Genomic DNA, 12,754 nt, shown 5'->3' on the forward strand with positions numbered 1-12,754 from the left:
CAATATACTATTTAAGTAAGACTGCATCAATAGAGATGAAAAAGCAAGGTGGAGGAAAGATAATAAACATAGCTTCAATGCTATCATTCCAAGGTGGAAAGTTTGTTCCATCATACACAGCAAGTAAACATGGAGTAGCTGGACTTACAAAGGCTTTTGCAAATGAGTTAGCAGTAGATAACATTCAAGTAAACGCAATAGCACCAGGATATATAGAAACAGCTAACACAGCACCAATTAGAGCTGATGAAAAGAGAAATGCTGAGATATTAGGAAGAATACCAGCAGAAAGATGGGGACAAACATCAGACCTTGTAGGAGGAGCGATATTCTTATCATCAAAGGCAGCAGATTATATAAATGGACATATTCTAGCTATAGATGGTGGATGGTTAGTTAGATAATTTTAATGGAGAGAGAGGTTTAACCTCTCTTTTTTAGTATAAAAAAATATAAAGAATTAGGAGGAAAATATGAAAAATTTTAAGTTAGTAAAACTGATATATAAAATTCATACAAACTCCCTACCACCATTGGAAGAGATAGAAAAAATGGGGCTTTTAGCAGTAAAAGTAGCACAGTATTATGCATTGAGAGCGGATTTTATAGATGAATCAACATGTGTGTATTTAGCAAAACTTTATGAGTATAGCTATGAAGCTCAAAAGCAGGATATAGATGAGTTAATAGGAGATGATATGTGGATTTTAACAGCTATGAAATCCTATGAAAAACTTCCTTTTGCATCAGCATCTATTGGGCAAGTTCATCTTGGGTTTCTAAGAAATAGTGGAAATAAAAGTGAAAAAGTTGCTATAAAGATTCGAAGAGAAAATTTCAAAAAAGAGTTTTTACAGGATGTAGAAAGTGCAAAAAAGGTAGTTAATCTATTGTTATTTTTTTATCCTAAATTGAAAAAAATATTTAATCCATTAGAAGTTTTAAACAATATTGAGGAATCAACACTACGAGAGTTGGATTTTAAAAATGAAGTTGAGGGTGCCAAGTATTTAAAAAAGTTAAAAGATGAGAATATAGAGAGGTTTCCTTTGGAAAATCTTTATTTTTCAAATTTTATAGATAATTTATGTACAGATAAGGTAGTTGTATCAAAATTTATAGAGGGAAGAAGTTTTAACAGTTTATTAAAAGAAAAAGAGTTAAAGTATTCAGACCTTCTTCGAGTTTTTAAATATCATACTTTTTATATGTTTAAATTAGGAGTATTTCATGGAGATTTGCACCCTGGGAACATAATTTTAGGAGAAAATGGGGATATAAATCTTATAGATTGCTCAACTATAGGAAGAGTAAAAACAAAATTAAGGGTGGGATTATTCTGGTTTTTCTATCATTTGAGTAGATATGACTATGATAAATCGGCTTTTTACTTAAATGAGATGTCAGAAAAAAAATTGAAAGAGGAAAACTATTTAAAGTTTTCAAAAAAGTTTAAAGTTCTTTATAAAGACTTTAAAAACTCTACAGTTTCTCAAGTTAGTTTAACAAAACGTATGATGGAAACAATAAAGTTGGCTATAAATTCTGGAATGGAGTTTGAAGAGGGGATGTTTCATATAATAAAAAGCTTAATGTATTTAGATGGAATGGTATTAAAGTGTAACCCAGATGTAAATTTGATGGATGATATAAGAGAGTTTACAACTTTACTAGAAAGTGATATTTCATAGAAAATGAAAAAGAGATTTGGGCTATCAAATCTCTTTTTTACTGTTCAATTAAGCTATGGAAAAACCCCTCTTTAGCTTTTGAATTATGGTTTTTTAGTTCCTCTATTGCAGTTTGAAGATTGTCATTTAAAATTGATTCAATGATGTTGAGATGCTCTTTAATAGCATCAAATCTTCTAATTGGTGGTTGAGAACTTATATTTCTGATTCTCATATTATGTTCGTAAACATTTTCCATCATTTTAATAATAAAATTATTATTACAATTTCTTAAAATTAATAGATGTAATTCATTGTCTAAAGTATCTAACGCCTTTTTCTCTTCAGGTGTTAAAGAATTTTTATTTGAAAAATCTAAAAATTTCTCTTTTAAACTGATTAAATCTTCTCTATTGATTTTATAGAAAGCCATTTCAAGAATAATTGGCTCTAAATTACTTCTAACTTGGAAAATATCGTTAATCTCTTTAAGTGAGATATTGTTAACAAACATCCCTTTTCTTGGAACTATATTAATCCAGCCCTCTTGTTCAAGTCGATTAATAGCTTCTCTAACAGGAGTACGACTGACATTAAGTGATTTTGATAAGAAATCTTCATCAATTCTTTCATTTGCTTCTAATTTACCAGAAATAATTAACTCCTTTAACTCATCATAAGCTTTGTTTTTTAAACTTTTCATATATAACTCCCTATTTTTTTATATTAATAGTATATAATATTTTTTTAAAAAAACCAATATCAAATAAAAAATTGTTCTTTTAGTGAACGATTATATTTTTTTATGATTAAATTTATAAAAAAAAACTTGCTTTTTACAGTTAAATATAATATATTTGTAATATAATACTGATATATCACAGAATAAGGAGAAAAAAATGTTAACTAGAGAAGAGTTAAATTTACCAAAATATGGAGAGAAAGTAATTCAATTTGGAGAGGGAAATTTTTTAAGATGTTTCTTCGATTGGCAATTAGACATAATAAATAAAAATACAAACTTAAACGCTGGAGTAGCTGTAGTAAGACCAATTGATTTTGATGCAGTACCACTATTAGATACTCAAGATGGATTATATACAGCAATAATTAGAGGAATAAATGAAACTGGAGAGGTTGTTAAAGATTACACTATAATATCATCTATAAATAGAGAGATACCTGTTTATAAAAACTTCCAAGAGTATTTACAACTAGCTCATAATCCAGAGATGAGATTTATTGTATCTAATACAACAGAAGCAGGAATAGCTTTTAGTGCAGAGGATAAGTATGAGGATACTCCTCAAAGTACATTCCCAGGAAAGTTAACAAGATTGATGCATGAAAGATTTGTAACTTTCAATGGAGATATGACTAAAGGATTTATTTTAATGCCATGTGAACTGATTGACTATAATGGTGAAGAGTTAAGAAAGATGGTTTTAAAATATGCTGATCTTTGGAACTTGGGAGAGGACTTTAAAAACTGGTTAATAAATGGAAATATCTGGTGTTCAACATTAGTTGATAGAATTGTTACAGGGTATCCAAGAGGAGAGAAAGAGGAGTTAACAAAAGAGTTAGGTTATGAGGATAACTTTATAACAACTGGAGAATACTTCTACCTATTTGTAATTCAAGGACCAAAAGAGATATTAACAAGAGAGTTAAAGTTAGAGGGATTAAACCTAAATATCTTAATAGTTGACGATTTAAAACCATATAAAATGAGAAAAGTAGGAATATTAAATGGAGCTCATACAGCTATGGTTCCAGTTTCATACCTATATGGAATAGATACAGTTAGAGAAGCTATGGAAAATGATGATATTAGAAACTTTATTGAACTAGCAATAGATGAGGAGATCATTCCAGCTTTAGATATGGATGAAAAGGAGTTAAAAGAGTTTAAAGATGCTGTAATCAATAGATTTAAAAACCCATATGTAAAACATATGCTAATGGATATCTCACTAAACTCAATGGCTAAGTATAAATCTAGAATACTTCCACAAGTTTTAGAGACATACAAAAGAACAGGAAAACTACCTAAGAGACTTCTATTCTCTTTAGCAGCTTTAATAAGATTCTATAAAGGTGTTAGAGAAAATGGAGATGCTATTCAGTTAAGAGATGATAGACACCACTTAGATATGTATGCAGATTTATGGCAAGAGAATAACTATGAAAACATAGTAAAATCTGTGTTAGGATTAGAAAATCACTGGGATATGAATTTAAATTCAGTGGAAGGAATGACTGAGTTAGTAGCTAAATACTTAGAAAACATAGATAAAAATGGAGTGAAGAAAGCTTTAGAAGAGGTTAAGTAATGAAAGAGTTTATAAAGATAAACACAAGGGATAATGTAGTTATCGCTTTAAAAAACTATAAAAAAGATGAAACTATAACTTTAGATGGAGATAGTTTAACATTGTTAGAGGACGTTTCTAAAGGGCATAAAATTGCCCTTGGAAACATTGGAAAAGATGAGGGTGTAATAAAATATGGAATGCCGATTGGTCATGCAACAACACCTATAAAAAAGGGTGAATGGATACATACTCATAATACAAAAACAAACTTAAAAGATCTTAATAACTATGTTTATACTCCAGAGTTTCAAGATAGAGTTCTAGACTTAGAAAAAAGAAGTGTGGAAGTTTATAAAAGAAAAAATGGAGATGTAGGAATAAGAAATGAGTTATGGATTGTTCCAACAGTTGGATGTGTAAATGGAATTGCTCAATTGATAAAAGATGAGTTTTTAAATGAGATTGGAGATATTCAAATAGACAATATCAACGTTTTAACTCATAACTATGGATGCTCACAACTTGGAGAGGACCATATAAATACAAGAGTGATACTACAAAATACAGTTAAACATCCAAATGCTGGAGGAGTACTTGTTTTAGGACTAGGGTGTGAAAATAACCAAATTGGTGAATTTGAAAAAACTTTAGGAGAGTACGACAAAGATAGAGTTAAGTTTTTAGTAACTCAAGATGTTGAAGATGAGGTTGAAGCTGGAAAAAATATACTTTTAAAGTTATATGAGAAGATGCTTCAAGATAAAAGAGAAAGTGCTAGTTTAAGTGAAATAAACTTTGGATTAGAGTGTGGTGGGTCAGATGGACTTTCTGGAATAACTGCAAATCCAATGTTAGGAGAGTTTTCAGATTATATTGTTGCTCAAGGTGGAACAACAGTTTTAACTGAGGTTCCAGAGATGTTTGGGGCAGAAACTCTTCTTATGAAAAGATGTAAAAATGAAGAGGTCTTTAAAAAGTGTGTATCACTGGTAAATGATTTCAAAGAGTATTTTATAAAAAATGACCAAGAGATATATGAAAATCCATCTCCAGGAAATAAGGCTGGTGGAATAACAACTTTAGAGGATAAATCTTTAGGATGTACTCAAAAGTCTGGAGTTTCTAAGGTTATAGATGTGTTAAAGTACGGAGAGATTTTAAAAGAGAAAGGTTTAAATCTTTTAAGTGCTCCAGGAAATGATTCAGTTGCTACAACAGCTCTTGCAGCAGCAAAGTGTCATATGGTTTTATTTACAACTGGAAGAGGAAATCCATATGGAGGATATGTTCCAACAGTAAAAATCTCTACAAATAGTGAGCTATATAATAAGAAAAGAAGATGGATAGATTTTGATGCAGGAAGATTGGTATCGGAAGATGTCACGATGGATGAGTTACTAGAAGAGTTTATAGAGTATATAATTGAAGTAATAAATGGGAAAAAAGTAAATAACGAATTAAATAGATTCCAAGAGATTGCGATTTTTAAATCTGGAGTTACGTTATAAATATTAGATAAATGGAGAGGATTAAAGATGAAAAAGTTTATGTGTGAAGATTTTTTATTGAATAGTGATATAGCAAAGACACTATATCATGAGTATGCAAAAGATATGCCAATTTATGATTATCACTGTCATTTAAATCCAAAAGAGATATATGAGAACAAAAAATATAGATCTATAACTGAGATTTGGTTAGGTGGAGATCACTATAAATGGAGAGCAATGAGAAGTAATGGTGTTTCTGAGGACTACATTACTGGAGATAAAGAGGATAAAGAGAAGTTTATGAAATGGGCTGAAACAATGGATGAGTGTTACGGAAATCCACTGTTTCACTGGACTCACTTAGAGTTAAAAAAATTCTTTGGAATAGATACAATTCTTTCTAAAGAAACAGCTGAAGAGATTTGGGAAAAGACAAATGAGATGTTACAAAAAGATGAGTTTACAGCTAGAGAGTTAATAAAAAGAGCTAATGTAAAAGCACTTTGTACAACAGATGATCCATTAGATTCACTAGAGTATCATATAGCTTTAAAAAAGGAGAATGATTTTGAAGTTGTTGTAAACCCAGCATTTAGACCGGATAAAGGGTTTAATATAGAGAAAGATGATTTCCTACCTTGGTTAGAAAAATTAGAAGGGTTACATGGAAAAGAGATTGATTCATTAGCTGAGTATAAATTAGCTTTAGGAGAGAGAATAGACTTTTTCCATGAGGTTGGATGTAGAATATCAGATCACGCTTTAGATCCTATTGTTTTTGTAATGGGAAGTGAGGATGAAGTGAACGCTATACTTAAGAAAAGAGTAGCTGGTGGGACTTTAACTTCAGAAGAGGCTAAGATGTTTAAAACAAATATTATGATGTTCTTAGGAAAAGAGTACAATAAAAGAGGTTGGGTAATGCAACTTCATATGGGAACTATTAGAAATAACTCAACTAGAATGTTTAAAAAACTAGGACCAGATACTGGATTTGATTGTATTGCAGATGATATTTTTGTACATTCACTATCGAAGTTTTTAGATGCTTTAGATGATACAAATGAGTTACCAAAAACAATATTATATAATTTAAATCCTAGAGAGAACGAGACTTTAGGAACATTAATAGGATGTTTCCAAGGAGGGGGAATTCCAGGAAAGATTCAATTAGGATCTGGATGGTGGTTCCTAGATCAAAAGGATGGAATGATAAAGCAGATGACAGCTTTAGCTAATTTAGGATTACTTTCAAGATTTGTTGGAATGCTAACAGATTCAAGAAGTTTCCTATCTTATACAAGACATGAGTATTTTAGAAGAATACTTTGTAACCTACTAGGGGAGTGGGTAGAAAATGGAGAGATTCCAAATGATGTAGATAAACTGGGGAAAATGGTTCAAAATATATGTTATAACAATATTGAGAACTATATAGTGAAATAATAGATAGAGGATGGAGAAACTAAAACTAGTTTCTCCATTTTTGTAATCTCAATTAATCTTACATTAGAAATATGGTATACTTTATAGTATAAAGTTAAAATATAAGTTTTAGTGGGGGATATATGAAATATGAATTTATAAGTAATACTAACTTAGAAAATAATGGAAATTTATATAAATATATAGAAAAGGGATTTGAAAAAGCTAAAAGTTTCTGTTTTTCTGTGGCGTTTATTAACTTTGCAGGAGTACAAATAATTTTAGATATTTTAAAAAAAAGTGAAAAACATAATATAAAAGGTAAAATTTTAACAACAAACTACCTTCATTTTACAGAACTGAAATCTATAGAGTTTTTAAAAAGATTTAAAAATATAGAGGTTAAATTTTTTGATAGTGACAAGATGGAAGGGTTTCATACTAAGGGATATATCTTTGAGTATGACGATTATTACAAAGCTATAATAGGTTCTTCTAATCTCACTAAAAGTGGGCTTAAAAGTAATATTGAATGGAATGCAGCAGTTACTACAGAAAAAAATAGTGATTTTATAAAAGGGGTTTTAAATGAATTTAATTACCTTTGGGAAAAGGGTGTTGAAAATGTAAATCCATATATAGTTTCATATGTAAAAAAAGAGGAGATAGTTGTAAGAAAAAAAGTTAGAGATGAATATTTTTTAGCAGCAGAGGACCATGATTTTGGAATCTATAAAGAGTCAGATATAAAACCAAACTATATGCAAGAGATAGCTTTAAAAAACTTGGAAACAACTAGAATGTATGGAGAGACAAGAGCTCTTTGTATTGCAGCTACAGGAACAGGAAAAACATATTTAGGGGCTTTTGATGTAAAAGCATTTAAAGCTAAGAAAATGCTTTTTATAGTTCACAATGAAGATATCTTAAAATCTGCTATGGAAACTTTTAAAAATATTCTGCCTGAAAAAACTATGGGGTTTTTTACAGGAAATATAAAAAATGTGGATAGAGATTATATTTTTGCCACTATACAAAGCTTAAATAATAGATACCAAGAGTTTAATGAGTATGAGTTTGATTATATAATAGTTGATGAAGCTCATCATATAACTGCTAAAAGTTATGAGAAGGTTATAAATTATTTTAAACCTAAGTTTTTACTAGGGTTAACAGCTACCCCTGAAAGGTGTGATGGTGGAAATATATATGAGATTTTTCATATGAATGTACCTGTGGAGATTCGTTTACAAGAGGCGCTAGATAGAGAGCTTGTAACACCATTTCATTACTATGGAGTAAAGGATATATCAGATGTAAATTTAGAAGGAATAGATTTAAATGATATTGCTGCAGTGACTAAAGCTTTAAACCTAGAAAAAAGAGTAGATTTTATTATAGAGAAGATGAATTTTTATGGGTATAGTGGAGAGAGAAGAAAAACTATAGGGTTCTGTGTCTCTATTGAACACTGTGAATATATGACTAAAGAGTTTTTAAAAAAAGGGGTAAAAGCAGCAACTATAACAGGAAATCATGGAAAAGATTTAAGAGAAGATATAATAAAAAAATTCAAAGAGACAGAGGAGTTAGAAGTTATATTTACAGTTAATATTTTTAACGAAGGAATAGATATTCCGTGTATAAATAGTATTTTAATGTTAAGACCAACAGCTTCACCAATTATATTCACACAGCAGTTGGGAAGAGGGCTAAGGCACTATGAAAACAAAGAGTTTTTAACAGTTATAGATTTTATAGGAAACCATTCAAGAGCTTTTTTAATTGCATTGGCACTGATGGGAAGAAAAGGTTATGATAAAGAGAGTATAAAAATAGCTGTAAAAAGGGATTTTGATAACTTATCTAAATCTATTCATGTGAAGATGGAAGAGATTTGTAAAAAAGAGATATTGAAACAACTAGATAATGAAAACTTTAATAGTTTAAAGTATTTAAAAGCTGAGTATGATGAGTTTAAAGATTATCTAAAGGGAAAAATTCCAAGACCATTAGATTTTGTTGAGTATGAAGATGCTCCTAATTTTTATAAATATGTAAGACTTCAAAAATCATATTTAGATTTTCTAGCTAAAGTAAAGGATAATCTATTTTCATTAAATGAAAAAGAGAGAGTAGTTATTCGTGAGATAGAGAGATTTTTACCTATAAAAAGAGTGTATGAGTTTGCAATAATTCATGAGTTAATAGCAAAAGATCAAGGGTTACCAAAGGATAAGGTTTTTGGAGCAATTGGAAAATATATTGAGATATCTGATATTAACCACACTATTGCTACTATAGATCACGCTATGAGATATTTAAATGGAGATTATTATGATTCACAAGATCTGAAAAGATGTGGAAAACTTTTTCAAGTTTCAGATGGAACTATAGAGAAAACAGAGCTGTTAAATGAGGTTTTAAAAAATAAAGATATAAAAGATTATATTTTAGAAGTTTTAGATTATGGACTTTTAAAATATAAAGAAAGTTTTGGAACAGAGGATTATGGTTTTCCATTTTTAAAGTTATATGAAAACTATTTTATGAAGGATGTTGCATTAATTTGTAACTATCAAATGAAACATAGTTCTGTTAGAGGAACTGGGTTATTTACAAATGGAAATAATTATTTTTTATTTGTAGACTTACATAAAGGAGCGGATATTAAAGAGAGTATAAAATATAATGATAAAATATTAGATAGATATCATTTTCAATGGGAAAGCCCAAATACCACAAGAGTTGAAAGTGAAAGAGGACAAAATATAGTTAAAAATAGAGAACGTGGTATTAGTTTACATATATTTGTAAGAAAATATAAAGAGGTTGATGGTGTAGTTCAACCATATATCTATATAGGAAAAGGGGATTGCGTAGATTATAGGAACGAAAAACCTATAACTACAACTTTAAAGTTAGAGAATCCATTATCTAAAGAGATATATATTGAGCTTACTGAAAGAGTAGAAAAAGTGCTACAAGTAGCAGAAGCAGGAGAGGAAAAAAGAGAGTTGATCTAAGGAGGAATTAAGTTGAAAGATGATGTAATTATTAATAAAATTGAAACTATAAAAAGATGTATAAAGAGAATAGAAGAGGAGTACGCAAATATACCAAGTAATCTAGAAAATTATACAAAACAAGATTCTATAATTTTAAATTTACAAAGAATGTGTGAAGCAACATTAGATTTAGGGCTTCATTACATAAAAATAAAGAAATTAGAAATTCCTCAAACAAGCAAACAGATATTTGAGGTTTTAGAAAAAAATGGAGTTATTGATAAAAAAACATTGATAAATATGGGAAAAATTATAAAAGTAAAAAATATAGCTATTAGTGATAATCAAAATTTAGATATAAATATTTTACGAGAAATAATAGAAAAAAATTTAGATGAATTTATATATATTGCTAAAAGAATAGAGAGTATTAGGTAGGAGAAATTAATGAAAAAAATTATTGAGGTAGTAGGAGCTATTTTAGAAAATCCAAATGGCGATATATTTTGCGCTATGAGGCCAAAGGATAAAACTTTCCCAGGGATGTGGGAGTTCCCAGGTGGTAAGATTGAAGAGGGAGAGGAACCTAAAAGAGCTTTGGAAAGAGAGATCAAAGAGGAGTTAAATATAGAGATAAGAGCGGATAAACTTTTTGATGAAGTTCAAAAAGAATATGAAGAGTTTGTTATAAAATTATCTACATATAACTGTACAGTTTTAGATTTCTCAGAGTTTAAATTAATAGAGCATCAAGAGTTTAAGTGGATGAAAAAAGAGTTACTGATGACTTTAGATTGGGTTCCAACAGATATTCCAACTGTGGAGAAGTTAATGAATTTAAATAAGAGTAAAAAAATTACAAATAAAATTATATATAGTGAAATAAAAGAACTTTTAGGAACAACAGAGATTGAAATTGAAATTCGTCCGAGAAGTATTTTACTTGATATAATTTCTGGTGGTGAATGGTACCAAAAATCTCTTAAAACATTACCAGAGCTAAAAGCAGATTTAGAAAGATTTTATGTAAATAAACTTGTAATAGATGAGTTAATTTTAAAAGTTGATGAAGAAAGAAGAAAAAAGAGAGTATTTTAAGCGGTCTTAGTCCTATATTCTATGGGACTAAGACCATTTAATTTTTTTTTGAATTCTTTTGCGATTAACAGTAATTTGAGAATCAGATTTAATATTAAGTATTTTTCTAATATGAGATAAAGAATATCCAGAGTTTCTCATAATAGAAGCCTGTATCTTAGTTTCTTTAGAATAACTATTATTTTTCACTAAACAAAAACCCCCTTAAAGTTTTAGACAATTAAGATTATACTACTCTCTTTTATTATCTGTCTACTTTAAGGGGATTATACTAAGAGGAGTATGCAAAAAACAAGCAAACAGATATTTGAGGTTTTAGAAAATACAGATGTAATATATATAGATGTAAGAGATTGATATTATCGGAATATAAAGGTATAATAGGAATAAAAGTTATAGGAAGGGTGATGTCTTATGTGTACTCAGTTATTTGATCCAAAAGTTGATTATGTTTTTAAAAATATTTTTGGTTCTGAAAAACATCCAAGAATATTAATATCTTTTTTAAATGCTTGTATAAAGCCAAAAGAACCAATTGTAGAGGTTAAATTAAAAAATACAGAGATGAGTAAAGAATATATAGAAGATAGCTTTTCTAGGCTAGACATATTAGCTAAAACGAGCACTGGTGAATTAATTAATATTGAAATGCAAAGAGCCGATGAGCGAAATATGGTGAAAAGAAGTTTATACTATTGGGGGAAAACATATATAAGTGAATACACAGGAAAAGGTGCGTATGCTAATTTACCAAGAACAATATGTATAAATGTATTGGATTTTATTTTGCTAGATGAAGAGAAATTTCATAACAAATATTTAATTCAAAATACAGAAAATAAAAATATACTAACCGATATTTTAGAGCTTCATTTTATAGAGATACCTAAAATGAAAGATATAGATGAATCAGATTTATTAAGTATTTGGGTAGGTTTTTTAGAAGACCCAAACAATGAGAAGGTAATCTCTTTAGAAAGAAAAGTTGAAGAGTTACAAGAAGCTAAAGAGGAACTTGCCAGAATAAGTAGAGATCCAAAGGAAGCGGAGCATTATCGTATGCGTGAAAACTCAAGAAATGATAGGTTAAATGCATTACTATCAGCAGAGGAAAAAGGATTAAAAAGAGGAGAACAAAAAGCGAAGTTAGAAATTGCAAAATCTTTAAAAGGCATATTGTCAGATGAGATAATATCAGAAAAAACGGGCTTATCTTTAGAGGAATTAAAAAATCTATCTTAACAGCCTTGAATACTAGTGGTAAAAAAGAGCTCTCTACTTTTGTAGAGAGCTCGATTTTTAGTTATTTGTTAGAATTATATTTAATTTTTTTTAAAAATTATGCAACTAGTTCTATTTGATTTCCATCTGGATCAAGAATACAGCTTTCGTAATATCCATCTCCTGTTGTTCTTGGCCCGCTTAAAAGAGTGTATCCATCTTCTACAAGTCTATTTGTAAGAGAGTCTACAGTTCCCTTACTTCCTAAGGAAAAAGCTAAATGTATAAAACCACAGAATGGAGAGATAGCTTCGTTAGTATTTAAATTAGGTCTTGTCATTATTTCTAGCCTTGCCCCATTTTCAAAACTTAAAAAATATGTTTCTAATCCTGTTTTTGGATTGTGATATTTACTATTCGAAACTGCAGAAAAGTATTTCTCATAAAAATCTTTTAATCTCTCTAAATCATTTGTATAAATTGCTATGTGATCTATTTTCATGACATTCCCCCTAAAACCATTT

At 29.2% G+C, this 12,754-nt stretch carries 11 protein-coding genes; 9 read left to right on the plus strand and 2 right to left on the minus strand.

Translation table 11 applies throughout. The features are described 5' to 3' along the window. Together ACRC8M_RS04370 and ACRC8M_RS04375 are read left to right on the plus strand one after the other, a co-directional pair. On the plus strand, positions 1–404 hold a 404-nt coding region (locus ACRC8M_RS04370; protein WP_438528028.1), incomplete at its 5' end, for an SDR family oxidoreductase. 69 nt (positions 405–473) lie between these two features. Continuing rightward, positions 474–1,691 (plus strand): AarF/UbiB family protein, encoded by a 1,218-nt coding sequence (locus ACRC8M_RS04375; RefSeq protein ID WP_438528029.1) that lies wholly within the window; start codon positions 474–476, stop codon positions 1,689–1,691. Between the two features lie 37 nt (positions 1,692–1,728). Here ACRC8M_RS04375 and ACRC8M_RS04380 read toward each other — a convergent pair whose 3' ends face one another. Then, a complete protein-coding gene (locus ACRC8M_RS04380; RefSeq protein WP_438528030.1) occupies positions 1,729–2,373 on the minus strand; it encodes a GntR family transcriptional regulator in 645 nt (214 codons plus the stop codon). 196 nt (positions 2,374–2,569) lie between these two features. Between ACRC8M_RS04380 and ACRC8M_RS04385 the strand changes: the two genes are divergently transcribed. The 7 genes from ACRC8M_RS04385 (at position 2,570) to ACRC8M_RS04415 (ending at position 12,251) form a co-directional block, all read left to right on the plus strand. Beyond that, positions 2,570–4,006, plus strand: a complete 1,437-nt coding sequence (locus ACRC8M_RS04385; protein ID WP_438528031.1) for a tagaturonate reductase — start codon at positions 2,570–2,572, stop codon at positions 4,004–4,006. Further along, complete coding sequence (locus ACRC8M_RS04390; protein WP_438528032.1) at positions 4,006–5,496, plus strand: UxaA family hydrolase; 1,491 nt, start codon at positions 4,006–4,008, stop codon at positions 5,494–5,496. Before ACRC8M_RS04385 ends, ACRC8M_RS04390 begins: the two co-directional genes overlap by 1 nt. Before the next feature lie 27 nt (positions 5,497–5,523). After that, positions 5,524–6,924, plus strand: coding sequence for a glucuronate isomerase (uxaC, locus tag ACRC8M_RS04395; RefSeq protein ID WP_438528033.1), 1,401 nt, complete (start codon positions 5,524–5,526; stop codon positions 6,922–6,924). Positions 6,925–7,046: 122 nt separating this feature from the next. Next, positions 7,047–9,929 carry a DEAD/DEAH box helicase gene (locus ACRC8M_RS04400; RefSeq protein WP_438528034.1) on the plus strand — a complete coding sequence of 961 codons (2,883 nt, stop codon included), beginning with the start codon at positions 7,047–7,049 and terminating at the stop codon, positions 9,927–9,929. Between the two features lie 12 nt (positions 9,930–9,941). Beyond that, on the plus strand, positions 9,942–10,349 hold the full coding sequence (gene hepT, locus ACRC8M_RS04405) for a type VII toxin-antitoxin system HepT family RNase toxin (protein ID WP_438528035.1): 408 nt from the start codon (positions 9,942–9,944) through the stop codon (positions 10,347–10,349). Between the two features lie 9 nt (positions 10,350–10,358). Continuing rightward, positions 10,359–11,009, plus strand: coding sequence for a (deoxy)nucleoside triphosphate pyrophosphohydrolase (locus ACRC8M_RS04410; protein WP_438528036.1), 651 nt, complete (start codon positions 10,359–10,361; stop codon positions 11,007–11,009). A gap of 414 nt (positions 11,010–11,423) precedes the next feature. Beyond that, complete coding sequence (locus ACRC8M_RS04415) at positions 11,424–12,251, plus strand: Rpn family recombination-promoting nuclease/putative transposase (protein ID WP_438528037.1); 828 nt, start codon at positions 11,424–11,426, stop codon at positions 12,249–12,251. A 97-nt stretch (positions 12,252–12,348) separates the two neighbouring features. Here the strand turns inward: ACRC8M_RS04415 and ACRC8M_RS04420 are convergent, their stop codons facing one another. Further along, positions 12,349–12,732, minus strand: coding sequence for a VOC family protein (locus tag ACRC8M_RS04420; RefSeq protein WP_438528038.1), 384 nt, complete (start codon positions 12,730–12,732; stop codon positions 12,349–12,351). Positions 12,733–12,754: the final 22 nt, after the last annotated feature.

The sequence above is a fragment of the Cetobacterium sp. genome (assembly GCF_051653945.1).
Taxonomy (GTDB): domain Bacteria; phylum Fusobacteriota; class Fusobacteriia; order Fusobacteriales; family Fusobacteriaceae; genus Cetobacterium_A.